The sequence below is a fragment of the Saccharothrix sp. NRRL B-16348 genome, from assembly GCF_001280085.1.
Classification (GTDB): domain Bacteria; phylum Actinomycetota; class Actinomycetes; order Mycobacteriales; family Pseudonocardiaceae; genus Actinosynnema.
Genome location: NZ_LGED01000231.1, coordinates 1 through 25786, shown reverse-complemented (window position 1 = coordinate 25786; position 25786 = coordinate 1). Strand labels below are relative to the sequence as shown.

Below are 25786 nucleotides of genomic sequence, written 5' to 3'. Positions count from 1 at the left end.
GACTCTCCATACAGGCGAGGCGGCCGGCGTCACGGCGCGGCAGCCCGCGTGCTCACCCACTGGGGGAGGGGACATGCGCCGCGAGTTCATCGTTCCCGACGACGCCGCCGACGAGGCGAGACGCCGGCTGCTGCGCGACCTGCACGACGGCCTGGGTCCGGCGCTGGCGGCGATCGCGCTCGGGCTGCGCGCGGCGCGGCACCTGGCCGTCCACGACCCCGCCTCGGCCGGTCCGCTGCTGGCCCGGCTGGAGGAAGAGGTGCACACCGCGGTCAACGACGTGCGCCGGTTGGCGTCCGGCGCCTGCCCGGCGGTGCTGGCGCGGCTCGGCCTGGCCGGCGCGGTGCGGGCGCACGTGGCGTCGTTGGCCGACCGGCACCCGGTGCGGGTGGACGTGCGGTGCGCGGACGTGCCGGAGCTGCCGGCGCACGTGCAGGTGGCGGCGTACCGGATCATCTGCGAGGCGTTGACGAACGTGGTGCGGCACGCGGGGGCGCGGCACTGCTCGGTGCGGCTGCGGTTCGACGGCTGCCTGCACGTGGAGGTGGTGGACGACGGCGTCGGCCTGGTGCCGGACCAGGGCGTCGGCGTGGGCCTGGGTTCGATGCGCGACCGGGCCCGCGAGGTCGGCGGCACGTGGCGGGTGGAGCACGCCGCCGCGGGCGGCACCCTGGTCGCGGCCGACCTCCCGCTCACCGCGGAACTCCCCCGCGCCACCGAACTCCCGCCCACGGCGGAACTCCTGCTCACCACCGGACTCCCCCACGCCGCCGAACTGCCGCTCACCGCCGGACACCCTCGCGCCGCCGAACTCCCGCTCACCGCCGAACTCCCCGACGCGGCGGAACTTCCCCGCGCCGCCGGACTGCCACACGCCGCTGAACTCCCGCTCTCCGCGGGACTGCCACACGCCGCCGGACTTCCGCTCACCGCCGGGCTCCCCGACGCCGCTGAACTCCCGCTCTCCGCGGAACTCCCCCGCGCCGCCGAACTGCCGCTCGCGGCGAAACTCCCCGTCGCGGCGGAGCTGCCGCTCGCGGGCGGGGTGTGAGGCGGCATGCCGGCGCTGCGGGTCCTGGTCGTGGACGACCACCCGCTCTTCCGGTACGGCCTGTCCGCCGCGTTGGCCGCCGCGCCGGACACCGCGGTGGTCGGTGAGGCGTCGGGCGGCGGGATGGCGGTGTCCATGGCCGCCACGCTTCACCCGGACGTGGTGGTGATGGACCTCAACATGCCCGATCTGGGCGGTGTGGAGGCGACGCGCCGGATCGTGGCGCGGGACCCCTCCGTCCGGGTCCTGGTGCTGACCATGTTCGACGACGACGAGTCGGTGTTCGCGGCGATGCGCGCGGGCGCGCTCGGTTACCTGCTCAAGGCGTCCCGGCCGACGCAGATCGTGCGCGCGGTGCGGTCCGTCGGCGAGGGCGAGGCGATCTTCAGCCCGTCGATCGCGGTGCGGCTGCTGGCGTACTTCGCCACCGCGCCGCGCGAGCGGGTGGAGGCGTTCCCGGAGCTGACCGCGCGGGAGCGGGACGTGCTGCGGCTGATGGCCGAGGGCCGGGGCAACACCGCGATCGCCCGGTCGCTGGTGCTCAGCCCGAAGACGGTGCGCAACCACGTGTCGAACATCCTGCGCAAGCTGCATGTCGCCGACCGGGCGCAGGCCGTGTCCCGGGCGAAGCAGGCCGGTCTGGGCGACGGTCCGGGACACGTCGGGACGGTGCGCCCGTAGTGCCGGGACGCCCCGGGCGGTCACGATGGCGGTGGCACATCGGGGGCTTGAGGCGGGGAGCACGGAGATGAACGCGCACCAGCAGATCGCGGTCGTCCTGCACGCGACGGACTCCATCACCAGGGCCGGGGTGACCGCGGCGTTGCGGTCGCGGCCCGAGCTGCGGCTGGTCGGGCCGGACGAGGCGGCGCCCGTGGCGCTGGTCGTGCTGGACCGGCTCGACGCCGAGGCGCAGGTGCTGCTGCGCAGGCTCCAGGCGCCGGGCAGCGCGGGCATCGTGCTGGTGGCGGGCGACATCGCCGACCCGGAGCTGCTCAACGTGGTCAGCAGCGGCGTGTCCGCGGTGATCCGCCGCTCCGACGCCACACCGGACACGTTGGTGCGCCTGGTGAAGGCGACCGCGGCGGGTCAGGGCGCGCTGCCGGCGGATCTCCTCGGCCGGCTGCTGGACCGGGTGTCGCGGTTGCAGCGCAACGTGCTCAACCCGAACGGCTGGAGCATGGCGGGCATGTCGGACCGGGAGACCGAGGTGCTCCGGCTGATCGCGGACGGCTTCGAGACCCGCGAGATCGCCGAGAAGCTGTGCTACTCGCAGCGCACCGTCAAGAGCATCCTGCACGACATCACCAACCGGTTCCAGCTGCGCAACAGGGCGCACGCGGTGGCGTTCGCGTTGCGCGAAGGCCTGATCTGACCCGAACTCAGACTGACCGGCCGGCGAACGACACCGACGGCCGGCAGTTGCCCTTCCCGTCCGGGTTCTGGCAGCTGACCTGCACCACGATCCGCTCGCCCGGCTTGAACCGCAGCGGTTCCACGTAGTGGCGGTCGAGGTCGCGGAAGTTGGCGAGGCCGACCTCCAGCAGCACGCTGCGGGTGCCGTTCGCGTCGCGCAGCACCCGGACCGTGCCGGTGTCGCCGCGCGGGTTCTGCAGCACGATGTCGGTGATCAGCAGCGTCTTGTCGGCCGGCGGGGTGAACGCGAAGTCGGTGTAGACGTCCGGGTTGGCCACGATCGCGGCGTCGGCGGCCACCCGGAAGTCGGTCGGCTCGCCGACCGGGCCCGCCTGGTCGCCCGGCTTCGCGGTGGGCGGCGAGCCGGGAGGCGCCTCGGGGTCGAGCCCGGCCGCCTTCATGGCCTCCTCGGACTTCGCCTCGGCTTCCTTCGCCTGCTCCTGCGCCTCCCCGGCGCCGGCCTGGGCCTGGTCGACGGCGGCCTTGACGTCCTGCACCTGCTGCTGCGCGGCTTCCCGCGCGGCGGACTTCACGGCCGGTCGCAGCACGGTGAACCACAGCGCCACCAGCACCGCGGCCAGCGCGAGCAGCGCGATCAACGCGGGCAGCAGCCACTTGGGCAGCAGTTGCCGCTGCACGAGCGTGCCCGCGGCGGACAGCGGCGGCCCGGAGCTGGGCACCACCTCCACCCGGAACGGCCGCGGCTGCGACGGTCCCCGCAGGAACGTGTCGCGCGGCTTGGCGACCAGCTTCACGAACGCCGCCGTGCCGGGCGCGAGCACCAGGTCGGTCCGGTCGAGCTTGAACTCCAGCTCGCCGTCCGGGTCGGTCGGGCTCAGCCGCACGGCGACCGGCTGGTTGCCCACGTTGTCGACGACCACCTCGAACTTGCCCCGCGCGCCCGCCTCGACCTTGGCGGGCACGAGTTCGGCGGACATGTCGGTGAACGCGCCGACCTCGACCACGCCCTCCTCGACCACCGACCCGTACGGGTCCTCGCGGGAGGTGACGCGCACGCCGAACGGCACCGGGCCCGCGCCCACCTCGGCGGCACGCGGCGGCGCGAACCGCACGACCACCGAGGCGGACGCCTGGGGCACGAGGTTGACCGACACCGGTTCGGCCGTCGCCCACCCGGCCGCGTCGCCGACCACGTCCACGGCGAACTCGTCCACCAGGTCTCCGGTGTTGCGCACGACGACCGTGCAGGTGACGTCTTCGCCGGGCGCCACGGCCAAGCCGGTGGCGGACAGCGTCGCGGTTGCGCCCATGGGTGAATCCTCCGGTGGTCGGGCCGTCGCGGCAGGTGGCGGAAGGGTGGGGCGGGGTGCGCCCGGCGCTGCCCCAACGGGCAGCCGCCGGTGTCACCCGCGGGACGCGAAGTCGGGCGGTTGCAGGGTTCTCGGCACGACCAGGAAGTCGCCGGACCGCACCGGGCCGAACGCGGGCCCGACGACCGGTGTGCCTTCGAGCTGCCGCACGCCGACGCGGTCGTTGTGGAACACCAGGACTTGTGCCTCGAACGTGCCGTCGGGCCGCACGACCACCTCGCCGGGTGTCGGCGAGAGGCCGGGCGTCCAGCCCAGGCGCACCGTCGCGCCGGGCGGGAACGACCGGCCGGTGGCGCGCGCCACGAACCCGGTCGGCCCGGTGCCCGGGTCGACGGCGATCTCCGGCTGCCGCACCAGGACGCGGGCCACCGCGGTGTTGTCGGCCGCGTTGTTGTCGGGTCCGACGCCGAGAACCGAGCCGCCCGCCGTGCCGTCCACGGCGGCCCTGGCGGGCAGCACGACCCGCACCTCGGCTTCCTGCCCCGGCGCGAGCGTGCCGATCGCGCAGGTCGCGCCGTCGGCCGCGCAGCCCGCGACGGCGTCCACCGGCAGCAGGCGCGGCGGCAGGGAGGTGACCACGCGGACGTCGGTCATCGGCACGGACGCGCCGTTGCGCACCCGGTAGGCCAGCACGAGGTCGTCACCGCCGACGTAGCCCTCCTGCGGCGTCAGCGCGACGGCCAGCGACAGCGAGCCGGGGTTGTCCGGCGGCCTGATCTCGTCGGCCACGGTCACCGGCACGTCGACCCGGTTGTCGCCCGGGTTGACGTCGGCCGCCAGGGCCGCGCCGACGACGTGCCGCCCGGCCGCCGTGCCGGTGACGGTGACCCGGATGTCGGCGGTGCGGTTCGGGGCGAGACGGCCCAGGGCGCACGACGTCGCCGCGCACGTGCCGACGGTCGTGGCGACCGCGTCCACGCGCAGCCCGGCGGGCACGGTGATCGCCAGATCGGCGGCGCGCGGCGCGGTCAGGCCCGCGTTCGTGACGCGCAGGTTCACGGTGGTGGCGCCGCCGAACGCGATCCCGGCGGGCACGGCGGCGCCGGTGAGCCGCAGGTCGGGCAGGCGCTGGAACGCGGGCCGCGCCACGTCGTCGCCACCGAACCCGACCAGTTGCCGGGGCTCGCCGCCGCCGGCGGGCACGGACCACACCCGGTCGGGGCCGTCGCCCGAGGACCGGGTGAACGCGATCAGCGCGCCGTCCGGCGACCACGCCGGGTGCCGGGTGCGGCCCGTCACGATCTCCGCGGCGCTCGCGCCGGAGGCGTCCGCCACGCACAGCGCGTCGCCGTGCTCGTAGACGAGCCGGTTGCCGTCCGGCGACCACGCGGGCGCGCCGTCCCGACCGCCGCAGGCCTCGGTGAACCGGCGGGTCAGGTCGGTCTGGCGGCGGATCGCGGACCCGTCCACCTCGGCCAGCCAGACGTCGCGGCGGTCGCCGTCGCCGGGCACGTGGACGGTGAGGAGCGTGCGCGCGGTGGCGGTGCGGCCGGCGCGGTCGGTCGCGGTGCAGGTCACCGTGGTCAGGCCGACCGGGAACAGCGCGCCGGACGTGGCGTCGCACCGCGTCGGGAGGGACGTGCCCGCGTCGTCGGTCGCGGTGGCGGTGAACGGGACGGGCGCCGGGTCGCCGTTCGGGCTCGGGGTGGCGTCGGCGGCCACGACCAGGGTCGGGCCCGGCCGGCGGCTGACGTCGAGGTGCTGCTCGTAGGGCTGGTCGGGGGTCAGGCCGTCGAACTCGAACCGGATCGTGCAGTGGGCGTCGCCGAGCGCGGCGCGGGCCGGGCCGGGATCCGCGAACCGCACGGTCTCGGTGAACGTGACGTCCGTGCCGCCGCCCGCGGTCGCCGTCTCCGGGTGGAAGGTGACGGAGACGCCCGCGGGGCACTCGGCGATCGGCCGGACGGTCACCGGGATGTCCGTGATGCCGTCCTCGATGGCGGTGACGATCTCGGGCGGCGTAGCGCCCGCGGCGACCAGGAAGCCGTCGGTGGCGTCGGTGATCGCGGTGGCCTGGCCCTGGCGGTCGAGGGCCTCGAACTCGGAGGTGATGACCGGGACGCCCACCACGTGGATGTCGCGGGACGGGTCGCCCTCGCCGTGGGTGGTGAGGTCCTTGATGATCGTGGAGCGCTGCCAGTAGGCGCCGCACCCGGGCGGTTCGGCGGCGTTGAGCCGGTGGCCGAAGCGCGGCGGGTCCTGGGTGGGCGTGCCCGTCGGGGTGGACGTGGGCGGCACGGTCAGGTCGCACTCGTGGCTGCTCGCGTCGCCGGCCAGCACGACGATCCGGTTCGTGCCGGGCTTGGTGAACACCGGGTCATCGCCCCTGGCCAGCTCGTGCAGCGCGTTGAACCAGTCCTCGGGCAGGTCGCCGCCGTCGCCGATGGTGATCCCGTCCAGCGCGGTCTGCACGGCCTCCGGGCCGCCCAGCTTCGCGGGCAGCCGGTAGCGCCGGTCGCCGTCGGTGACGTCCTCGTAGGTGGCCAGGCCGAACGTCGCGCCCGGCTCGGAGTCGGCGATCCGGGCCATCACGTCGCGCAGCTTGTCGCGCAGCGTGCCGATCGCGCCGTCCATCGAGTAGGTGGTGTCCACCAGGAACACGATCTCCGGTTTCGCCGGCACCGTCGGCGTGCGCAGGGTGGCCGCGGTGGTGAACGAGTCCGAAGTGGACGCTCCGACGGTGAACGGCGTGACGCGCGGCGTGGTCGGGCGGCCGGTGCGGCGGGCGAAGGCGATCGTGTCGCCGTCGGGTGACCACGCCGGTTGGCTGTCGCTCACGTCGACGTGCGCGGGCGCGGGGATCTCGGCGAGCACCACGCCGTCGGCCGCGCGCACCACGGCGATCCCGTCGTCGCCGCTGACCGCGAGCATCGTGCCGTCCGGCGACCAGGACGGCTGCGCCTCGCCGCGCCGGTCGCTCAGGTAGCGGGGAGCGGAGCCGTCGGCGTTCGCGACGACGATCCGGCCGGGCGACTCGTCGCCGGTGAACTCGGTGTAGGCGACGAGCGTGCCGTCCGGCGAGTAGTCGGGGTCGGTGTCGTGCCGCTCCGCCGTGGCGGTGGCCTGGCGCGGGTCGGCGCCGGTGGCGTCGGTGCTCCAGATGTCGCCGTCGGGCGCGGACCGGCTGACCCCGATCCGGTACGGCGCGAGCGGACCGGGTTGCGCCGCGGCCGGCCGTGCGGCGACGACCAGCCCGGCCAGCAGGACCACCACGAGCGCCAGGTGCCTCACCGCTCACCTCACCGCGAAGAATTCGATCTCGGCGAGCGCGACCTCGTTGCCGCGCAGGGAACCGTGCCACTCGACCACGTGCACCTCGACGCTCCGGGCCGCGCCGCCGCTCTCGACCTTCACGGTCTGCTGGTCCGGGGTGTCGGCGATGTCGATGTCGGACGTGCGGCCCGTCGGGAAGACGAGGTGCAGCTTCTTGGGGCGGTGCGCGGCTTGCAGGTCGGCCGGGTTGCCGACCCGGACGATGGCCTCGCGGAGATCCACCTCGCGGCCGAAGTCCAGCACCAGCGCGGGTGGTCGCGGTTCGACCGGCGCGAGCCAGAACGTGGTGGTCGCGTTGTCGAAGGCGAGGTCCGGCGGGTGGCCGGGCGACTCGGCGGTGGCGGTGATGCCCGTCGGCCGCACGGGGGTGAGGGCGATGACGAAGAGGCCCTTGACGTCCTGGGTGATCGAGACCGCCCGGCTGTTGACGAGGCCGCGGAACGACGGCACGAGCCCGTACGCGCCGACCGCGCCCAGCAGCGCGACGACGAACGACCAGCGGAGCACCTGGCCGACCCGGCGGCGGACGGAGCCGACCCGGCGGCGCGGACGGCTGCCCGTCTCCGGCGGCTTGCGCCTGGGCAGCAGCTTCCGCCACCACTTCTCGGGGACGACGGCGGCTTCCACCAGCGCCGAGCCGCAGCGGGCGCAGAACCTGCGGGTGGGCGGGTTCGCCTCGCCGCACTGGCCGCAGATGAGGTCGCCCGCCCGGGGTGTCCGGCGCTCGGTGAGGCGTGGCCGGTGGGTGCCGGCGGGCCGCTGGTCGGTGGGCTGCACCGCGCCGGGCTGCACGGGCGCCGGCTGCGACCGGACCGGCTGGAACGGCACCGGCTGCGGCGGCGCCTGCCCGGTTCTCGGCAGTGCCTGCGAGGGAGCTGGTGGGGCTGTCTCCGGCTGAACGGTGTGCGGCTGCACCTGCGGCGGAACGGCATTCAGGGCTGCCCACGGCCCGGCGGTTCGTGGCGGTGACGGCGGCCCGGTGGTTCGTGGCCCGGCGGTTCGCGGTGGCTGCGGCCCGGCGGTTCGCGGCCCAGCCACACCGGGTCCAGCCACACCGGGTCCAGCCACTCCAAGTCCAGCCGCTCCAAGTCCGGCAGGTCCGGATCCAGCCGCTCCGGGTCCGGCGGATCCGGGTCCGGCGGGTGCCGCGACCTGGTCGGGCACGCCCTCGGGTTCCCACTCCAGGTACGTCCCGCACGCGCCGCAGAACTCCGCGCCCGGCGCGTTGCCCTCACCGCACTGCGCACACACGATCATTCCCCCACCACCTCCAGCTCGACCGCGACGTGCGCGGGCACCGCACCGGCGACCGCGGCGGCCAGCCGGGTCCGGTCCACCTCGGCCGGCCGCGCCACCCGCACCCGGACGTGCACGCTCGGCGGGTCCTCCGCCACCGCGAGCCCCGGCCGGTCCGTCGACGTGCAGCCGCCGCTGTCGCGCACCTCCACCTGTCCCCCGGTCAGCAGCGCCACGTGCTCGGCCAGCCCGCGCCGCGTGCCACGCCACCGGTGCAGCTCGACGGCCCGCGCCACCAGCGCCCGCCGTTGCGCGACCGGCCAGCCCTCGCCCACGTCCAGCGCCACCCAGTGCGCCAGCCACTCCAGGAAGTCCTCCGGCGCGAGCCGCGGGTCGAGGTAGCCCGGGAACCCGTCCAACGTGGTGAACACCGGCGCCAGCACCTCGTCCAGCGCCGCCAGGAACCGCTGGGTGAACCCGTCCTCCAGGTACACGGCGGGCAGTCGCTCGGCCAACGGGTGCGGTGTCGTCATCGCGCCACCCGCACCTGGTGCCCGTAGGAGAACGCCAGCCCGTTCGGCGGCAGGTCGAGCCGGGCCGCCGCGTTGCCGCGCTCGCCGGTCACCGGGTTCGCCCCGAACAGCTTGATCTCCTCGACCAGCTCGACGCCGGCCAGCCGTTGCAGCACCGCGAAGACCTCGCCGGACTGCACGGGCCGCCCGAACGGCCACCCGTCGCCGTCCGGTCCGCCGCTGACCGGGTTGAAGTAGTCGTACAGCGCCTGCACGGACCGCGTGCGCAGCACGTCCTCGGGCGTGCCCGCCTTCGCCTTGAGCCGCGCCACCACCGTGACGCCCTGGTAGTAGGGCGGCTCGACGGACACCCGCGCGCCGACGCACCGGCGTTCCTCCAGGAACCGCTCGATCCGCTCGCGCACGTCCGCGCTCGGCTGCAACGCGGCGAAGTCCGCCTCCTCGTGCGTGCCGACGGACGGCACGACCAGCACCCGCACGGCCGCCGACCCGGGACTCGCGGGCACGCACCGCACCCGGGCGATCTCCGGCGCGGCCTCCCGCGTCAACACCTCGTAGTCCTCGGCCGTCACGGCGCGGTCGCGCGTCCGCAGCAGCAACGGCCCGCGCAGCGCCGCGTCGCGCACCGACTCGCCCGCCACGCCGCCGGACGCGGGCCGCCGGTTCGCCACCGCCGTCACGAACGGCACCGGGTCCCGCTGCACCTGCAACAACCCGCGCGCCACGTTGCCGCGCAGGCCGCCGCCGGTGCGGTACTCGGGCACCCGGATCGCGGCCGACTTCGCCGGGATCGCGCCGTAGAGCCGCACGCCGCCGCCGGGCTGCCGCACCGCCGGTCCGAAGATCACCTCGCCGCCGACGCGGTCCAGCACCACGTGCCGGTCGGCAGGCCCGGACTCGGCGAACGACCGCACCTCGGTCCACCGCTCCCAGCCGTCCGGTGCGGCGACCTCCACCACGAGCGTGCCGTCGTCCACCACGACCGGGGTGCGGGCGAGCGGGAACCGCTGCCCCGGCACGCCTTCGGACACGCCGATCGTCTCGCCGCGCACGATGTCGGCGTGCGTGACGCCGGTCGTGCCGCCGATGGTGGCGGCGGTGACGGACACCAGCTTCGGCGGGCGCTGGTAGAACGGGCGGTCCGGCGCGGGCGCGACGGCACGGCACCGCAGCCACCCGGCGCGTTGCCGGGCGATGACGGACACGGCGTGCGTGCGCGGCACGTGCAGCACCACGTCACCGGGCTGGTTGAAGCCGCCGGTGGTGTCGCGGTCCACCTCGCACGGGCTCCAGCCGGCGCCGTTCCAGGCCTCCCACGCCCACGGCGGGTCACGGGGGTCGACACCGCGGCCTTCGGCGTGCGCGTCCACCCGCAGCAGCACGGCGCAGCCGGGCACGGCGTCCGACAGTCCGAACAGGACGGCGTCGCCGGGTGCCGGAGGTGACGCGAAGACGTCAGGAGCCTTGCCGTCACGCAGTTCGTCGGTGCGGTCGGCGGGCGGGACCGACGAGTCCTCCACCGCGGTCACGAGGTGCGTCAACGAGCACGGCACGATCGCCAGCTCCCGCTCCACGGTGAACACCACCGGGTCCTCGACCTCGCTGCGCTCGGTGGCCACCTGCGCGCCCGCGGGCACCACCACCGGCACGTCGCGCGGCGCGGACAGCCAGAACGTGACGTCGCCGCGCGCCGCGGTCGGCGGGAACAGCGTCACCCCGATCAGGTCGAGGAACCGCAGGTAGTGCAGGTCGGGCACGCGGTTGAGCCGGTACAGCAGCTCGTCGACCATGTGCGCGAACGCCTCGATCAGCGTCACGCCCGGGTCGGACACGTTGTGGTCCGTCCACTCGGGACAGTGCTGCTGCACGCGCCGCTTCGCCTCGTCCACGAGGTCCTGGAACCGGCGGTCGTCCAGGTTGGGCGCCGGCAGGGAGGTCATCGCGCGTCCTCCTCGGCGGTCTCGTGCGGCGGGATGACGTAGAAGGGGAACACCAGGTTGCGTGGGTCGTTCGTGCCGCGCAGCGCGTACCGGATGTCGATGAGCAGGGTGCCCTGGTCGACCTCGTCGAAGCCCACGGACACGTCGGTGAGCGTGATGCGCGGTTCCCAGCGCTCCAGGGCCAGCCGCACCTCGTAGGCGATGCGGCCGGCGGTGGCCGCGTCCGCGGGCGCGAACACCAGGTCGTGGATGGCGCAGCCGAACTCCGGCCGCATGGGGCGTTCACCCGGCGTGGTGGCCAGGATCAGCCGGATGCTCTCCACGATCTCGCGCTCGCCGCCGACGAGCGCGACGGAGCCGGTGGCGTCGGTGTGCACGGGGAACGCCAGGCCGCGGCCGATGAAGTCCACGTCACCCTCCGATGAGGACGGTCGGGCAGCCGACGACGACCGGCGCGCCGCAGCCCGCCAGGTCGCCCATCCGGGCCGCGGGCCTGCCGCCGATCAGCACGGTCGGGCAGCCGGGCGGCAGCACGGGCGTCGGCGGGTGCGGAGGCAGGCCGGGGAACGAGCAGGTGTGGAGGTTGCCGACGGTGGCGGCGGGCAGGCCGCCGATGAGCACGGTCGGCACGCCCGGCGGCGCCAGCACGCCGGGGTGCCCGGTCGGGTCGCCGACCCTCGCCGCTGGTGGCATGTCCATCCCCCTCAGTTGATCCGGACGACCGCGCCGCGCACGGTCACCGGCCCGCTCGCGGTCAGCTCCGCCTGGCCCTGGCCGGTGACGGCCACCGTCGCGCCCTCGACCTTGACGCCGGCCGTGCCGGACGCCTTGAGCTGCGCGCCCGCCTCGATCGCCACGTCGGTCCGCGCCGTGGCGGTGATCTTCTGGCCCTTCAGCTCCAACGGGCCGGAGCCCGCGTCGATGGTCACGCCGTCCCGCGCCTTGATCGTCACGGCCTTGCCGCTGGTCACCTCGACGACCTGGTTCTTCTGGTCGAGCCTGACCACGAACTTGCCGTCACCGCTCGCGATCGTGATGCCCTCGTCCTCCACGAACTCGACCTTGTGGTGCTTGCGGGAGACGAACCCGCGGGCCGTGACCTCGCCGCTGTTGGCGTCCACCGGCTCCTTGGCCAGCGTCGGTGGCTTGTCCTTGCCGTTGTAGAGGCCGCCGAGCACGTACGGCGCGTCGAAGTCGCCGTGCTCGAAGCCGACCAGCACCTCGTCGCCGACCTCGGGCAGCACCAGTTCGCCGTAACCGTTGCCGGCACTGCTGTGCACCGTGCGGGCCCAGCCGCCGGCGAAGTCCGGCGCGAGCCACGGGTAGGTGACCTTGACCCGGCCCGCTTTCGCCGGGTCGCGCACGTCGCTGACGATGGCGGGCACCAGGCCGCGGTCCGGCGAGCCGTGCGCGCCGCCGTTCGCCAGGCCGTACAGGGAGCGTTCCTGGCGGCCGGACACGGTGAACTCGGTGGTGTAGCCGGTCTGCTCGGTGAACAGGTGCCGGGTGCCGGCGAGCGTGTACTTGCCCGCGAACGGCTCGCCGACGTTGGTCAGCGCCACCGCCGTGCCCGCCCGCAGCTTGGGGTTGCCCCGCGCCACCCCGGCCAGCTCCGCGCACGCGCCGCCCAGCTGGGTCGCCAACGCCGAGGCCACCGCGTTCGCCACGGCCTGGTTGCGGTGCGCGCCGTTCGCCAGGAACGGTGGGGCGGCGAACTTGGCGCCCAGGGCGACCGGGTCGAGGCCGGTGACCTCCGTGCCCAGGGCGTTCGCCGGCTTGACCGCGACGACCGCCTGCTTGCTCTCGTCGTCCCAGCCGCGCACCCGCACCTCCGGCACCTGCTCGGCGGCCGTGATCGCGGCGCGCAGCGACAGCAGGGTGCGGTGCAGTTCCAGCACCAGCGGGTTCGCCTTGGCCTTCGCGGTGGCGGCGGGCGCGGACGTCGGCTCCTCGGGCAGGCCGAACTCCAGCTTCCCCGCCACCACCGCGATCTGCGCGCCGACCAGCCCGGCGAGGCGGGACAGGAACTCCCAGTCGCTCACGCCGTCCTGGCTGAGCTGGGTGTGCGGGCGGCCGAAGCCCTTGACGTCGTCGATCTGCCCGACCGGGATGTCCGCCCGCTGCGCGACCTTGCGCACCACGTCGGCGACGGTCATGTTCGGGTAGGAGGCCACCCGGCGGCCGCGGAACAGCCGGTGGCCCAGGTCGTAGCCGCGGACCTCGGTGAACGTGCCGCCCGCGTCCAGCTCGACGCCGACCGCGGTGACCTCGCCGCTCATCAACGGCTGCGGGCCGCCCGGGTCGGACGTCTGGACCTTGAGCGCGATCTTCGCCCCGATCGTGAACTTGCCCTTGCCCAGCACCACGTGGCCGGGGTCGCGGAAGCGCAGCGCGAACACGTCCGGCAGGTTGCGGCTGTCGTCCACGAAGGCGTGCGTGAGCAGGGACTTGACGTCGGCGGGCAGCGGACCGCCCTCGACCTCGACCACGAGCGAGTTGGCGAAGCTCTCAGCGGCCATCGCGGACCTCCTCCAACGCGGGCACCAGCAGCCGTGCGCCGGGCCGCAGCCGCATCGGGTCGTCGATGTCGTTGGCCTCCGCGATCTCCCGCCACAGCTCGGCGTTGCCGTACGCCTTGTAGGCGACGGACTGGAGCGTGTCGCCGGCGACCAGGACGTGCGAGTCGCGTGCCGCGAGGGCGCCGGACGTCGGGTTCTGGCCGCCGAGCTCGCCCGCGATCTCCTCCAGGTTGACCGTGCAGGTCGCGCGGACGGGCACGCCCGCGGGCGTGAACAGGGTGTACTTGGCGCTCACCGTGGCGACGAACGCCGGGAAGCCCGTCATCCCGCCCCACTTGAAGATCACCCACGGCGGCGAGCCCTTGCCGTGCTGCCGGCTGTCCTCCGTCGGCACGCAGCAGGCGAACAGCTGCTCGACCTTCTTCACCACGCCGTCGTCCATGTGCTCGGTGGCGTCGAGGAAGACTTCGAGGGCCAGCTTGACCGGGTCCGAGCCCTTGAACTCCGGGGTGCCGCTCTTGGCCACGTTGGGTTGGCGGCTGCGCTCCCACTTGGCGTTCTTGGTCAGCAGGAGTTCCTTCGGGTTGAACTGGAAGGTGATTTCGTGCAGGAGGTCGCCCGGCTTGGCCGCGCCGCCCGCGTTCGGTGGGCGGTGCACGCTGAGGAGGGCTTTCTGGAGGTTCGTCGGCGCGGCGTAGCTGGTGGCCTTGGCGCTCGTGCCGGCCGAGGTGAAGGTGATCGGGGAGGCCATCGCGTCACCTCGCCGTCGAGAGGAAGCCGTGGTGGGCGAGTTCCAGGGTCTCGGTGGCGACCTTGGGCGAGTCGGCGGTCAGCTGCGGGCCGCTCCAGCGGACCGGGATCACGCCGGAGAGCGCCCAGCTGGCGATCACCGTGCCGTCGAGCGTGCGCGCCTCGATGATCGCGGTCTTGCGCTTGACGCCCGCCGCCATGCCCGCGATCCACTTGATGATCTTGGCGCTGTCCTTGGTGACCGGACGCGTCAGCTTCACGTTGGAGTACTTGATCCGGGTGGGCAACTGCCAGACCATCCCGTTGTTGCCGCCTTCTTCGCGCTGCTCGACGGTGAACTCCACGCCGAGCCCGTCACAGCTGTTGAAGGAGCCGAGGCTCTCGTCGTCGATGCGCACGACGAAGCACACGGACACCGCCTCGTCCACCCCGGCCATACCGTTCACCTCCACCGATCGGTCAACGCTCCGCGCCGTTCGCGGTCGAGCCACAGGTCGGCCTTGAGCCGGCGGACGAGCGGGTCGTAGAGCTTCTTGAGCAACTCCTCCGGCTCCAACCCACTCGCCTGCTCCCCCACCGCCTGCCCTGCAACTGCCTTTTCTGCCTGTCCCGCCTGGACTTCCTGAACTTCCTCACGAGCCACCACCGCTTCCACGGGCACGGGTGCCGCGATGGCGTCCGGGGCTGTGCTCGGCGCGGTGCTCGGGGCGGTGCTCGGTGACTCAGCCGGCACGAGGCTCGGGGAAAAGCTCGACTCGGTGGTCCTCGCGAGGGTCGGCGAATAGCTCGACGCGAGCCCCGACGAAGGCAACCCGGAAGGCTCCGCCACCACAGGCCGCCCCAACCCGGACACCGGCCGACCGGCAAGTGCCCCGGCCACCTCCCCCACCCGCCGCACCACCGCCCGCTGCACCACCGCCCCGGCCGGCACGACCGACTCCGGACCCCTCGCCATCCCGATCAACGGCCCCGCCACCTCAGGCGGCGAAAACGGCAAACCCAGCCCAACCCCGGCAGGCCGCCGACTCCCCACCACCCCAACAGCCCGACCCACCTCAACCGGTGCCATGGGACTTGCCGGAGCGACTGGAGTGGCCGTCTCACCCACCACCCGCTGCATCCGGAGTGCTGAGTGCGTCCCGATCTCGCCCGACTTCGGACCGACCTCACCCGGCGGCACGACCTGACCAGGCTCGAAGCCGACCTGCTCCCGCAAGCCCAACCGCTGTACCTGCCGGCTCCGGCTCAAAGTTGCCGAGTGGGGAACCGCCGAACTCCGCACGGCAAGGAACCGCGCTTCCGGAACCTCACCACCCGATGCCACACCCGCCCAAACTTGAGCAGCCAGAACCTGAGTCGCCAGAACCTGGGGGACTGGAGCCCGGCTGCCTGGGCTCTGAATGGCTGGGGTCTGGGTAGCCGGCATATCGACCACCGCACGCTGAAGTGTCGGGCGCTGCACCACCGGACTCCCAACCACCGCACTCGCGACCTCCGCGGCGGCAACAGCCGACCCCTGAGCGACCGGAACCTGGGCGACCGGCCCTTGAGCGATCGGACCCTGCGAAACCAGAACCTCTGTTGCCGCACTGGAGGCGGTAAGCCCTTCGGTGGTGGCCTGAGTCGCCGAATCTGAGGTCACCGGATCTCGGGTCGCCGGATGCTGGGCAGTCGAGCGCTGAGCAGTCGGGCGCTCGGCCGTTGGATGTCCGGCGGTCAGATGCTCAGCTATCGGATGTCCGGCGGTCGGGTGCTCGACCGGGATGGCGGCGTCGGGCTCGGGCTCGGCTTGGAGTTCGGCCTCCGCCCTCTGCACCGGATGCGCCACTTCTCGCTGTCCCACTTCACGGTGCGCCAAACCAGGTCTCGCCACATCAGGTGGTGCCACGTCAGGTCGCGCCGCTACACGTTGGGCCACAGCAGGTTGGGCCACAGCAGGTGTTGCCACCTCAGTCCGAGGTTCGCGCGAAATCCTGACCCGCTCCTCCGGCCCTTGCACCGGTGGTGTCAGGGCAGCCGTCAAGGCCGGCACCGGGGCAGGGGCCGCGTGGTCTGCAGGCTCTGCCGCAGCAGGCTCCGAGGCCGCCACAACCTCCACAGGCTCCACCGCCGCAGGACCAGCCGCACTAACCGAACCAGCCGACCCAGCCGAACCCACCATCCGCGACCACAGGCTCCGCCCCCGCGACACGGGCCGCCGGGCGAGGGGCAGTACCACCCGTTGCACGACACCGTCGATCACGCCCGACGGCTCCTCCGCCCCCACCCGGTGAGCCAACGGCGCCAGGTAAGCCGGAGAGCGCCACGACGTCAAAGACGCCGAGAACCGCTCCACCGGGTTCACCAGCGGGTGATCCGTCACCACCCGCTGGATCGGTGCCAGCCCACGCCACTCCCCCCGCCGCACGGGCGGCGGTTCAGGCCTGGCGGCACCAGCACCGGCACCCGCCGCGTCACGTCGCCACGGCCACATCGCACCCTCACCGTCCCTGGCTGATCCGTGTGTTGATCCGGGCGATCTCGGCGACGTACCGCAGCCGGTCCGGGTGCTCCAGGTCGAGGATCGAGTCCCACGACCAGTGGAAGTGGTACGCCACGTACGCGACCTCTTCGTGCAGCCGGTCGGCCGCGTACGTCACGATTCCCCCAGGCGCCCACCCGCGACGTCCACGCTGAACCCGTGCCCGCACTCGGGACAGGCCACCGCCGCCCGGGTGTGCCCCTCGCTGTTCACCCGCCGGTACATGTCCTGCAGGAACGCCAGGTCCGACGCGAACAGGTTCTCCACCACGCCGGCGTGCACGTCGGTCACCGAACCGATCCGCACGATCACCCGCGCCAGCAGCACCACGGTCAGGTAGGCCGCGTTCTCCCGCACCCGGTCGTCGCGCAGCGGCACCAGCTCGTCCCGCGCCGTCGCCAACCGCATCACGCCGGAACGGTGCACCGCACCGCTGTCGTCGACGTACCCGCGCGGCAGCTCGAAGGCGAACTCGGTGCGCATCGGCTCCACCGACGGCCCGGAAGGCGCGGAAGCCACCTCGGACACCACCGACGGCCCCACCGACGGCACCAACGACGCCATCACCCTGCGCATGGCGTCACTCGGCTTCCATCATCTCGTACGTGACCACGAGCTTCTCGGTGAGGATGCTGGTGTCGCCCGCCTTGAGCGTGCCGATCTCCAGCGACTTCGGCCACGCGTTGGTCAGCTTGTACCGCTTGATGGGCTGGCCCTCGTAGTCGTAGACGATGATCGCCCCGCCCTTGCGCGCGCTGGCCATCTTGCCGAACTGCGCGTCCTTGACCCACTTCTGGAAGCTGGTGTCGCCGGTGAGCCCGCGCGTGAGGGTGACCTCGCCCGCCTTCGGCCTGCCGGGCACCTTCTTGATGACGTACTTGCCGTCCGCGGTGTTCGTCTTGTACTCGATGACGTCCTGCTCCATCTTGAGCCCGGACACCTCGGAGATCTGCGTGATCGCGACGCCGTCGACTTCGAGGCCGAACGAGTGGCCGACCGAGCTGTCGAGGTCGGGAAGTGCCATGACCAACCGCCTTTACCTGTGACTCGAGGACAAGGGACTGCTACTCGTTGACGAGGCTGGTGCCGCCGGAGACCTGCGCCAGCCGGAACACCACGAACTCCGCGGGCTTGACCGGCGCGATGCCGACCTCGCAGATCACCTGGCCGAGGTCGATGCTCTCGGCCGGGTTGGTCTCGCGGTCGCACCTGACGTAGAACGCCTCGTCGGGCGTGAGCCCGAACAACGCGCCCTTGCGCCACTCCGTGACCAGGAACGCGCTGATGGTGCGGCGGATCCTGGCCCACAGCGCGTCGTCGTTCGGCTCGAACACCACCCACTGGGTGCCGTCGAGGATCGACTCCTCCAGGTAGTTGAACAGCCGCCGCACGTTCAGGTACCGCCACGCCGGGTCGGACGACAGCGTGCGCGCGCCCCACACCCGGATGCCGCGGCCGGGGAACGACCGCACGCAGTTGATCCCGATCGGGTTCAGCAGCTCCTGCTCGGCCTTGGTCAGCTGGGTCTCCAGCGCCACCGCGCCGCGCACGACCTCGTTCGCGGGCGCCTTGTGCACGCCGCGCGTGGCGTCGGTGCGGGCCCACACGCCGGCCATGTAGCCGCTCGGCGGGATGAACGCGTGGTCGTCGCTCGCCGGGTCGAAGATCTTGATCCACGGGTAGTACAGCGCCGCGTACTTCGAGTCGTAGCCCGCGCCGTTCATCCGCCAGTCCTTGACCTGCTGCGGGTTCAGCCCGGGCGGCGTGTCGAGCACGGCGATCCGGTCGCCCATCAGCTCGCAGTGGGCGATCATCGCCAGCTGCACGGCCTTCACCGACTCCAACGTGATCGCGCCGCGCTGGTAGCTGCTCATCAAATCGGGCACCGTGACCATGGTGATCTCGTCGACGGCTTCGAGGCCGCCGAACCCGGTGCGGTCGGCGACGTTGCCCACGTAGTCGTCGGCCGCGATCTTGTGCGGCGCGGACGACGGCACGGGCGATGGCGCGGCCACCTCCTTGAGCGTGACGCTGCCCTTCTCCACCTTGGCCAGGCCCGCGCCCGCCGTCTCCTCGACCGTGATCAGGTTCGACTTCTCCTGCACGACCGTGACGATGTGGTCCTTGGTGCGCTTGGTGGAGACGTTGTGCGTCTCGACGACCTTGCCGTTCTGCTTGACCAGCAACGTGAACCGGTCCTCGGGCTGGTTCTCCCCGACGGCGTCCGCGACCTCCACGGTGATCTCGGGCGCGCCGAGTTCCCGCGCGGTGATCCGGTAGCCGCCGAGCGCCGCCTGCGCGCCGCTGTCCGCGGGCAGTTGGCCGTTGCCCTTGGCGCGGTCGCCGCCGATGCGGACGACGTAGCAGTTCGTGCCGCCGTTGAGGAAGTACCCGTACACGGACTGGGCCAGGTAGCAGTCGGGCACGAAGTCGCCGAAGACCTGCGTGTACTGCGTCCAGTTGGACACCAGCGTCGGCGTGTTGAACGGGCCTTCGGCCGCGAAGCCGACGAAGGCGGCGACGGCGGTGCCCACGCCCTCGATGGGTCGCGCACCAGCCTCCACCTCCTCGACGTACACCCCCGGGGAGAGATAGGTGGGCATCCGTTGCCTCCCAAGTCGTGCGACGGCGCCGGCGGTTCTCCGGCTGTGCCGTCGATGCTGCTGCGCTTCGGCAACGGGCGAAACGACCGCGAGGATGTGCCGGGGTACGCCGATACCTGCCCAAAGGTGCAGCCGCGCATCCGTTGTCACGCACGAAAAACCCCGCCGCGCCCGAACGGTGGGCGCGGCGGGGTGTGCCGGGTCGGTCAGACCGCTTCCTCTTCGTCCTCTTCCCGCTGCACGGTCGGCGCGACGTAGGTCTGCGCCGTCTCCTCTTCCTCCGCCGGCGCTTCCTCCCGCTGCACAGCGGACACGGCAGGTACAGCGGGCACGGGCGACGACATGATCCGGTCGGCGGTGCTGCTCGCCTCGCGCTCGAACCGGTCGGACGGGTCGCTGAGCTTCACCCCACCACCGGCGTCCGTGCCGTCCACGGGTCCGTTGCGCTGCTGCACGACGTGCGTCAGCTCGTGCGCCAGCACGTGCTTGCCGGAGTCGGACGCGGGGTCGTACTTGTCGCTCTGGAACACGATGTCCGAGCCGACCGTGTACGCCTGCGCGTTGACCGACTTCGCCGACTCGTGCGCCGCGCCGTCGGTGTGCACGCGCACGTCGCCGAAGTCCTGCCCGAAGCGGGTCTCCATGTCCGCGCGCACGTCGGCGTCCAGCGGCGCGCCGCCGGACCGCACCACCTCGTGCACCGGCGATCCGCCGGGTTCCTCCACCACCGTGCTCGCGCCCGCGTTGCCGACCGCCCGTTGCAGGTCGAGCATCCCGGCGGCGCCGAGGACGTCCGGCCGACCGGCCGCCGCCGCCCGTCCCACCAGGTCGTGGTCCTCGTGCTCGACGCGGTCGCCTCTGGGCCGGAACCCGCCGTCGGCCTCGTGGTCGTGCTCGCGCATGGTCGCCCCCTAGAACGGAGTCTGCGTCCATCCTGCAACCCCGCCACACCGCCGAGCCAGGACCGCGGGGGCGGCTCTCACTGCCCGAAAGGGCGGCTCACCGGCCCACGTCCGCCACCGCCAGCCCCAGGTACCGCCCGAACTCGCGTTCGCCGACGAGCCGGCCGAGCTTGCGGTACTCGCGCGCCACCGCGCCGACGACCTCCGCCATCCCCACCGGGCCACCGGCGTCCGCCGCCAGGTACGCGGCGGTCACCGCGGCCGACCGGATGTGCCCGCCGGCCAGCTCGAACGCCGAGGCGAGGAAGTCGAGGTCCACGTCGGCGCGCGGCGCCGTCACGCCGAGGCAGCGGTCCCACAGCAGGCGGCGCAGCGGCTCGTCGGGCAGCGGGAAGTCGACCACGACGTCCAGCCTGCGGGTGAACGCCTCGTCCAGGTTCGCCCGCAGGTTCGTGGCCAGCACCGCGATGCCGTCGAAGGTCTCCATGCGCTGCAACAGGTACGCGCTCTCGATGTTGGCGTAGCGGTCGTGCGCGTCACGCACCTCGGACCGCTTGCCGAAGATCGCGTCGGCTTCGTCGAACAGCAGCACGCCGTTCACGCCCGCCGCCTCGGTGAAGATCCGCTCCAGGTTCTTCTCGGTCTCGCCGACGTACTTGTCCACCACGGTGGCCAGGTTCACCGTGTAGAGGTCGAGGCCCAGCGACGCGGCGATGACTTCCGCCGACATCGTCTTGCCGGTGCCCGAGTCGCCCGCGAACAGCCCGGTGACGCCACGTCCCCGACCACCGCCCGGTCGCATCCGCCACTCGTCGATGACCTGGCCGCGGTGCCGGGCACGGGCGGCCAGCTCGTGCAGCAGGCCCGTCACGCCGGACGGCAGCACCAGGTCGCCCCAGCCGACGGCGGGCTCGACGCGGCGGGCGAGGCGGTGCAGGCCGGCGGCGTTCTGGCTGCGCGCGCCCGCACGCAGGTGCTCGGACGTGACGACACCGCCGTCGACCAGCGCGGACACCGACGCGGCACGGGCGGCGCGGGCGATCTGGCCCGGCCCGAGGACGAAGTGCGCGGTGGCCGCGGCCGGGTCGACGCCGGGCGCGAGGCCGCCGCCGAGCCTGGCCTGCCACAGCTCGGCGCGGTCGGCGACGGGCAGCGGCGCGGCGTCGTGCAGCAACGGCGGGTCGGCACTCCACCGCGGGTCCCACACGTTCGGGCCGAAGACCACCAGCGGGATCGCGGGGTGGGTCAACGCGGTCAGCGGCGGCTCGTCCTCGACCGGGCCGAGCACGATCCCGGCGTGCCGCGACACGGCCTCGCGCAGCACGGCGGCCGTCAGCGCGTGCTGGTCCGGTTCCGCGCGCAGGCGGGCGGCGTCGACCTCCAGCACGGCGAACCCGGCGTGCCGCAGCGCGGCGGCGGCCAGCTCACGCGCACCGCCACCGGGCCGTTCCCGCAGGTAGGCCAGGCGCACCTGAGCCCGCAACGCGCGGTGCAGCCTGCCGGCGTCGGCCGGGACGACCTCGTCCACGACCCGGGCGACACCGACGAGCGTCGCGTCCAGCAGGTCGTCGCCCAGCAGGTGGCCCACCACCCGGTCGGGCACGCGCAGCGACCGCGACAGGAACGGCCGCTCCCGGTCGTCCACCACGAGCAGCCCGGCCGACCGCAGCGGTGACGCCGGGTCGAGCCGCGCCCGGCCCGCCGCCGACGCCTCCGGCAGCCCGCACAGCCGCAACGCCAGGCCCGCGGTGGCGCGGCGGCGCGTCACGTCGTCGTTCAGGTAGCCGTAGAACTGCTCGAACCGGCTGTCCACGTCCGGCGCGAGGGCGACCAGCAGCAGCTCGACGTCCAGCCCGGAGAGCCCGGCGGTCTCGGCGAGCCTGCCCAGCCTGCCCGACGCCGCCGACGCCTGGAACGGCACGAACGGCTCGCGCCGGGTGGCCAGCAGGGCGTCGATCGCCTCGTCGGACAGGTAGAGGCCGCGGAACGGGTCGTCCGGGTTGGTGTCGGCCGCGCGCCGGGCCGCGACCGCCGCGCGGATCCGCCGCTCCAGCGCGGCGAGCCGGGCGAACAGGTGGGGCAGGCTGCCGGTGTTCACGGTCGCCTGCGGCTCATCGCCACGCGGTGGCCGACCAGGTCGTCACCCATGGCCAGCCGCAGGCCCTCCTCCACCGGCGGTCCGGCCGCGTACACCCGGCCGGCGTCGACCGGTGCGGACACCACCACGTCCAGCGACGGTTTCAGCTCGCCGCCCAGCGCGGTCCAGACGTCGGCGAACGCCCGGTCCTCCGGCGGCGGCAGGGCGACCGTCATCGGCACCGGCAGCCCCAGCTCCGCCAGCGACCCGGTGAGCAGCCCGACCGGCACGGACTCGTGCCGCAGGAAGCCGACCAGCAGCTCGGACAGCAGCCGGTGCTCGTCCTCCGACCGCTGGGTCCACGCCGTCATCAGGTAGGACAGCTTGATGTGCCGGGGCGGCAGGCGACGGGCGGTGACCTGGCCGTTCTCGTACTCGTTCAGCAGGCCCCGCTGGCGGCGGCGGAGGTCTTCGCGGATGTCGTAGAGGTAGACGTTGACGGTGGGCGCGTTCCGCCGGGCCGCCCAGTCCTTCGTGGGCGCGTCGAACGCGACCTCGACGTCCGTGCCGCGCAACGCGTCGTCCCGGACCAACCGCCTCAGCGCCTCGTCAACCTCGTGGATCACCCACCCACTCTCACCCCGTCACCGTGCCCGCGGACAGCGGCCACCCGACGAACCTTGGGGCAGCGCGCGTTGCCCCTCCGGGCAGCGCCGGCACCCGAGGCCATGCTCGCACCGCGCCTATCGCCGCAATCGTGCGGACAACCCGGAAAACTACTCGGATTGACGCTTTCGGCCTCCATCCGGGCGATTGCTGCTAGCGTGCTGCGCCAGTCGAGACATTACCCGACATTATCCCGAGATCGGCTCACGTCTTGGACCTGAAGGGGTCGCCGACATGGATGACCAGGACTTGAACAACGCACGCTTTCGCCGGAAATACTTGCCAGTGGCGTGGTTGTCCGCCGCCGGGGTGGCCGTACTCGTCGTGGGAATGATCATCGGCAGCTCACTCGACGCCGAACCGGCCACACTCCTCGCCGACCGTTCAACATCATCACCGCAGGTCCAGACCACCACAGCGACCTCGGAGAGCACCGCGCCACTGAGACCGGGCGTCACTTACCTGGCCGACCTGCCGCCGGTCGACAGCAGTTCGATCGACGCCACGTACGTCGAGAGCCCGTGGACCGCCGGCCCCGCGAAGGTGCGGAAGGCGCAGTACACGAAATCCGTTTCCGCCACCGGCGCCTGGTGCTCGTCCGCCCGGCTCACCTTCGCACTGGACGGCAAATACGACCGGTTCACCGCCCAGGTCGCGATCGCGGACAATTCATTGGCGACCAAAGAACTCGACTTCTACGTCCTGGTGGACGATCAACGAGTCGCCGAGGTGCCGAACACGGGCACCACACCCCAACCGGTCGACGTCCCCGTCACCGGCGCCCGCCTGCTGGCCATCGGCGTCGAACCCCCACCGGAGGAGGCCAACGGCTGCCCCGGCCCGGAACGCGTGGGCGTCTGGGCCGACCCGACCCTGACCCCCGCCGGGGCGGCGTCCTAGGCGGTCGGCGTCTCGCCGACCCACGCGCCGGACAGCAGGTCGGGGGGCAGGTAGTCGGACTCGACCCGCACCTCGATCCCGACCTGCCCGGCGAGCACCGAGATCGCCAGCGGCGCGAGCGCCACCATCCCGTCCGACCGCGTCTCCCGCCCGCCCGTCGTCCAGTAGCGACGGTGCCCGGTCAGCGCCCGTTCCAGCGAGTCGTTGAACCGCTCCTCGTCACGTCGGAGCACGAAGTACAGCATCTCGATGGGCGGGTAGAGCAGGTCGAGCAGGACGTCGGTCGACGCGATGGTCACGACCTCCGGGTCCGTCCCGTTCATCGTCGCGGTGAACGCGTCCTCGAGGGCCGGGTCGGTGCGGAAGAACTTCTGCAACGAGTCGACCCAGTCGTACATGAACCTGTCGTACTCCGTGCCGGAGGCGCGCAACAGGTCCTGAGGGACCGCCGCGAGCTGCTGAGCCCGTTCCTCGTCCCGGCTCACCACCGCCAGCCACAGCGCCACCAGCCAGTTGCCGACCTTGGCGTAGCTGCCCGGTTCGACGTCGCCTCGCGTGAGCGCGGCGAAGTACCCCGAGTACGCCTCGGCGGCGTCGGTGAACCGAGCGCGCGTGGCGGCGTCCTCGGCACGCGGGTCGAGGACGCAGCCGAGCTGTCCGAGCATCAGCAGGTGTTCGGCGAGGCTCGCGAGCCCGACGGCGTCATTCCGGGCGGCCTCCACCAGCCGTTCGGTTCCCGTGTCCAACACGTCCAAGCGGACGCGGACCTGGTCCGCGTCGACGGGGTGCCTCGGCACTGTTCGCAAAGCGCTGTCCACTTCCTCGTCAGTACATCTTGACCGGCTTGCGGTCGTAGCCACCGTACGTGTGGCCGCTGGAGTCCTGCACGACCCGGGCGCGGACCTCCACGTAGTTCACCCGCTTCTGGTCCACCGCGTGTTCCAGGTCCAGGCCCAGTTTGATGTCGGCGGGATCGTTGCTGTCCTTGAGCGCCCGGACGACGTCGTCGAAGTAGTCGCGCCGGCACTGGCTCACGCTCGACCCGTCCGGCAGGTCGCGCTTGGAGTACTTGCCGCCGGGTGCCTTCGCCTCCACCACCTCGTAGGTCGGTGTGGGGACGCCCGGGCGCCGGTCGTGGATCTCCCACACCCGGTCGAACCGGCCGCTGCCGGGACTGTCGACGTGCCGGGGGACCGCGGTGCCGACGACCTCGCCGGACCGGGTGTCGACGATCTCGATGACCTCGCGGTCGTCGTAGGGCGGATCACCTTGGCGGGTGCGCATGTCGATGTGCGGGTTGGGCGGCGCGTCCGGGTCGTGCGGGTCGCGGCTGAACTGGTCGTGGATCTTCTCGCGAGTGGCGTGGTCGCCGACCTGTTCGCCCATGGCCTCGGCGGCCTTGCCCTGCTGGCCGTGGGCGGTGGAGAGCTCAGGCGACGGGTCGCCGTGCGTGGCGAGCGCGTTCTGGCGGTCGGCGATGGCCTGCCGCCGGTTCTCGATGGCGCTGTCGACCTGTTCGAGGCTGTCCTCACGCCAACCGTCCGTGCTCGGCCGGTTGGCCGGTCCGTGCCGGACCTCATCGATGTTCGGCACGTCGAACTGCGGCGGCAGGGGCTCGGGCAGGTCCTCGACGGCTTCCCACTGCCCGTCCTTCCACCTGATCTTGGGTACCGGGTTGTCGTTCTCGTCGACCGCGTGCCGGTCGTGCCGATGGCCGTCGCTCTCGCGGTAGTACTTCCTCAACCAGTCCTCGTCGGTGTTGGCCTTCACCAGCTGGGCATCGCGGATCGCCTTCCTCCGCTGCGCCTCCGGCGAGTCCTTCTTGCCGCGGTCGCGGGCATCGGTGGGGTCGAGGCCTTGCTTGTCGGTGTCCTTGGTTCCGGGGACGAAGCCGTCGTCGCTCGCCTTGGTGGTGGTGCCGTCGGGGCGGTGGGTTTGCCATTCGCCGTTGGGTGGGATGCGGGGTTGACGGTTGCCGTCGGGGCCGATGTCGGCGTCGCTGGTGTAGACGCGGCCGTTGGTGTCGGTCCAGGCGGGTTTGGTGGGTGCGAGGACGTCGGCGCCGGTG

General features: G+C 72.9%; 23 protein-coding genes and 1 pseudogene. 4 read left to right on the top strand and 20 right to left on the bottom strand.

From position 1 onward, the window contains the following. Positions 1 to 73: 73 nt before the first annotated feature. The 3 genes from ADK67_RS49725 (at position 74) to ADK67_RS34870 (ending at position 2426) form a co-directional block, all read left to right on the top strand. Positions 74 to 1051: a sensor histidine kinase gene (locus tag ADK67_RS49725; protein ID WP_082404265.1), complete on the top strand. Its 978-nt coding sequence runs from the start codon at positions 74 to 76 to the stop codon at positions 1049 to 1051. Between the two features lie 6 nt (positions 1052 to 1057). Then, entirely contained in the window at positions 1058 to 1732 is a 675-nt protein-coding gene (locus ADK67_RS34875; protein WP_053720828.1) for a response regulator, read from the top strand. A gap of 67 nt (positions 1733 to 1799) precedes the next feature. Further along, positions 1800 to 2426: a helix-turn-helix transcriptional regulator gene (locus ADK67_RS34870; protein WP_053720827.1), complete on the top strand. Its 627-nt coding sequence runs from the start codon at positions 1800 to 1802 to the stop codon at positions 2424 to 2426. Positions 2427 to 2433: 7 nt separating this feature from the next. On the opposite strand, the gene ADK67_RS34865 is transcribed toward ADK67_RS34870, so the two are convergent. The 18 genes from ADK67_RS34865 to ADK67_RS34785 all read right to left on the bottom strand — a co-directional run bounded on the left by ADK67_RS34865 (position 2434) and on the right by ADK67_RS34785 (position 22778). Continuing rightward, complete coding sequence (locus tag ADK67_RS34865; RefSeq protein WP_053720826.1) at positions 2434 to 3738, bottom strand: hypothetical protein; 1305 nt, start codon at positions 3736 to 3738, stop codon at positions 2434 to 2436. 93 nt (positions 3739 to 3831) lie between these two features. After that, positions 3832 to 7029: an HYR domain-containing protein gene (locus ADK67_RS34860; RefSeq protein WP_053720825.1), complete on the bottom strand. Its 3198-nt coding sequence runs from the start codon at positions 7027 to 7029 to the stop codon at positions 3832 to 3834. Positions 7030 to 7032: 3 nt separating this feature from the next. Then, complete coding sequence (locus ADK67_RS34855; protein ID WP_053720824.1) at positions 7033 to 7899, bottom strand: NADase-type glycan-binding domain-containing protein; 867 nt, start codon at positions 7897 to 7899, stop codon at positions 7033 to 7035. Between the two features lie 425 nt (positions 7900 to 8324). Further along, the gene (locus ADK67_RS34850) at positions 8325 to 8840 is read right to left on the bottom strand and encodes a phage tail protein (protein WP_053720823.1); all 516 of its coding nucleotides are present in this window, start codon (positions 8838 to 8840) and stop codon (positions 8325 to 8327) included. Beyond that, a complete protein-coding gene (locus tag ADK67_RS34845) occupies positions 8837 to 10780 on the bottom strand; it encodes a putative baseplate assembly protein (protein ID WP_053720822.1) in 1944 nt (647 codons plus the stop codon). Before ADK67_RS34845 ends, ADK67_RS34850 begins: the two co-directional genes overlap by 4 nt. Further along, the gene (locus ADK67_RS34840; protein ID WP_053720821.1) at positions 10777 to 11190 is read right to left on the bottom strand and encodes a GPW/gp25 family protein; all 414 of its coding nucleotides are present in this window, start codon (positions 11188 to 11190) and stop codon (positions 10777 to 10779) included. The genes ADK67_RS34845 and ADK67_RS34840 overlap by 4 nt, the downstream gene beginning before the upstream one ends. A gap of 1 nt (position 11191) precedes the next feature. Further along, a complete protein-coding gene (locus tag ADK67_RS34835; RefSeq protein ID WP_053720928.1) occupies positions 11192 to 11473 on the bottom strand; it encodes a PAAR domain-containing protein in 282 nt (93 codons plus the stop codon). Between the two features lie 11 nt (positions 11474 to 11484). Further along, positions 11485 to 13299 carry a VgrG-related protein gene (locus ADK67_RS34830; protein WP_053720820.1) on the bottom strand — a complete coding sequence of 605 codons (1815 nt, stop codon included), beginning with the start codon at positions 13297 to 13299 and terminating at the stop codon, positions 11485 to 11487. Continuing rightward, a complete protein-coding gene (locus ADK67_RS34825; RefSeq protein ID WP_053720819.1) occupies positions 13289 to 14050 on the bottom strand; it encodes a CIS tube protein in 762 nt (253 codons plus the stop codon). The genes ADK67_RS34830 and ADK67_RS34825 overlap by 11 nt, the downstream gene beginning before the upstream one ends. A gap of 4 nt (positions 14051 to 14054) precedes the next feature. Next, a complete protein-coding gene (locus ADK67_RS34820; protein ID WP_053720818.1) occupies positions 14055 to 14486 on the bottom strand; it encodes a phage tail protein in 432 nt (143 codons plus the stop codon). A gap of 5 nt (positions 14487 to 14491) precedes the next feature. Beyond that, a complete protein-coding gene (locus tag ADK67_RS34815; protein WP_157621136.1) occupies positions 14492 to 15013 on the bottom strand; it encodes a hypothetical protein in 522 nt (173 codons plus the stop codon). Positions 15014 to 16529: 1516 nt separating this feature from the next. Then, positions 16530 to 16688 (bottom strand): DUF6760 family protein, encoded by a 159-nt coding sequence (locus ADK67_RS51550; protein WP_106618461.1) that lies wholly within the window; start codon positions 16686 to 16688, stop codon positions 16530 to 16532. Beyond that, entirely contained in the window at positions 16685 to 17146 is a 462-nt protein-coding gene (locus tag ADK67_RS34810; protein WP_053720816.1) for a hypothetical protein, read from the bottom strand. The genes ADK67_RS51550 and ADK67_RS34810 overlap by 4 nt, the downstream gene beginning before the upstream one ends. A gap of 4 nt (positions 17147 to 17150) precedes the next feature. Continuing rightward, complete coding sequence (locus ADK67_RS34805) at positions 17151 to 17594, bottom strand: phage tail protein (RefSeq protein WP_053720815.1); 444 nt, start codon at positions 17592 to 17594, stop codon at positions 17151 to 17153. Positions 17595 to 17634: 40 nt separating this feature from the next. Then, the gene (locus ADK67_RS34800) at positions 17635 to 19173 is read right to left on the bottom strand and encodes a phage tail sheath family protein (RefSeq protein ID WP_053720814.1); all 1539 of its coding nucleotides are present in this window, start codon (positions 19171 to 19173) and stop codon (positions 17635 to 17637) included. 206 nt (positions 19174 to 19379) lie between these two features. After that, positions 19380 to 20075 (bottom strand): eCIS core domain-containing protein, encoded by a 696-nt coding sequence (locus ADK67_RS34795; protein ID WP_053720813.1) that lies wholly within the window; start codon positions 20073 to 20075, stop codon positions 19380 to 19382. Between the two features lie 97 nt (positions 20076 to 20172). Continuing rightward, a complete protein-coding gene (locus ADK67_RS34790) occupies positions 20173 to 22173 on the bottom strand; it encodes an ATP-binding protein (protein WP_053720812.1) in 2001 nt (666 codons plus the stop codon). After that, positions 22170 to 22778: a DUF4255 domain-containing protein gene (locus ADK67_RS34785; RefSeq protein ID WP_053720811.1), complete on the bottom strand. Its 609-nt coding sequence runs from the start codon at positions 22776 to 22778 to the stop codon at positions 22170 to 22172. The genes ADK67_RS34790 and ADK67_RS34785 overlap by 4 nt, the downstream gene beginning before the upstream one ends. 187 nt (positions 22779 to 22965) lie before the next feature. Here ADK67_RS34785 and ADK67_RS34780 point away from each other — a divergent pair, with 187 nt between their 5' ends. Next, positions 22966 to 23718 carry an NPCBM/NEW2 domain-containing protein gene (locus ADK67_RS34780; protein ID WP_157621133.1) on the top strand — a complete coding sequence of 251 codons (753 nt, stop codon included), beginning with the start codon at positions 22966 to 22968 and terminating at the stop codon, positions 23716 to 23718. Here ADK67_RS34780 and ADK67_RS34775 read toward each other — a convergent pair. Together ADK67_RS34775 and ADK67_RS52895 are read right to left on the bottom strand one after the other, a co-directional pair. Beyond that, positions 23715 to 24515 carry an immunity 49 family protein gene (locus ADK67_RS34775; protein WP_053720809.1) on the bottom strand — a complete coding sequence of 267 codons (801 nt, stop codon included), beginning with the start codon at positions 24513 to 24515 and terminating at the stop codon, positions 23715 to 23717. The two genes, ADK67_RS34780 and ADK67_RS34775, sit on opposite strands and share 4 nt — an antisense overlap. A 28-nt stretch (positions 24516 to 24543) precedes the next feature. Further along, a pseudogene (locus ADK67_RS52895) lies at positions 24544 to 25786 on the bottom strand (hypothetical protein); the annotation flags it as partial.

Bases quoted from the DNA above. Each gene is read 5' to 3' on its own strand.
- ADK67_RS49725 (WP_082404265.1), top strand. From the start codon at position 74: ATGCGCCGCGAGTTCATCGTTCCCGACGACGCCGCCGACGAGGCGAGA.
- ADK67_RS34875 (WP_053720828.1), top strand. From the start codon at position 1,058: ATGCCGGCGCTGCGGGTCCTGGTCGTGGACGACCACCCGCTCTTCCGG.
- ADK67_RS34870 (WP_053720827.1), top strand. From the start codon at position 1,800: ATGAACGCGCACCAGCAGATCGCGGTCGTCCTGCACGCGACGGACTCC.
- ADK67_RS34865 (WP_053720826.1), bottom strand. From the start codon at position 3,738: ATGGGCGCAACCGCGACGCTGTCCGCCACCGGCTTGGCCGTGGCGCCC.
- ADK67_RS34850 (WP_053720823.1), bottom strand. From the start codon at position 8,840: ATGACGACACCGCACCCGTTGGCCGAGCGACTGCCCGCCGTGTACCTG.
- ADK67_RS34845 (WP_053720822.1), bottom strand. From the start codon at position 10,780: ATGACCTCCCTGCCGGCGCCCAACCTGGACGACCGCCGGTTCCAGGAC.
- ADK67_RS34835 (WP_053720928.1), bottom strand. From the start codon at position 11,473: ATGCCACCAGCGGCGAGGGTCGGCGACCCGACCGGGCACCCCGGCGTG.
- ADK67_RS34830 (WP_053720820.1), bottom strand. From the start codon at position 13,299: ATGGCCGCTGAGAGCTTCGCCAACTCGCTCGTGGTCGAGGTCGAGGGC.
- ADK67_RS34825 (WP_053720819.1), bottom strand. From the start codon at position 14,050: ATGGCCTCCCCGATCACCTTCACCTCGGCCGGCACGAGCGCCAAGGCC.
- ADK67_RS34820 (WP_053720818.1), bottom strand. From the start codon at position 14,486: ATGGCCGGGGTGGACGAGGCGGTGTCCGTGTGCTTCGTCGTGCGCATC.
- ADK67_RS34810 (WP_053720816.1), bottom strand. From the start codon at position 17,146: ATGCGCAGGGTGATGGCGTCGTTGGTGCCGTCGGTGGGGCCGTCGGTG.
- ADK67_RS34805 (WP_053720815.1), bottom strand. From the start codon at position 17,594: ATGGCACTTCCCGACCTCGACAGCTCGGTCGGCCACTCGTTCGGCCTC.
- ADK67_RS34800 (WP_053720814.1), bottom strand. From the start codon at position 19,173: ATGCCCACCTATCTCTCCCCGGGGGTGTACGTCGAGGAGGTGGAGGCT.
- ADK67_RS34795 (WP_053720813.1), bottom strand. From the start codon at position 20,075: ATGCGCGAGCACGACCACGAGGCCGACGGCGGGTTCCGGCCCAGAGGC.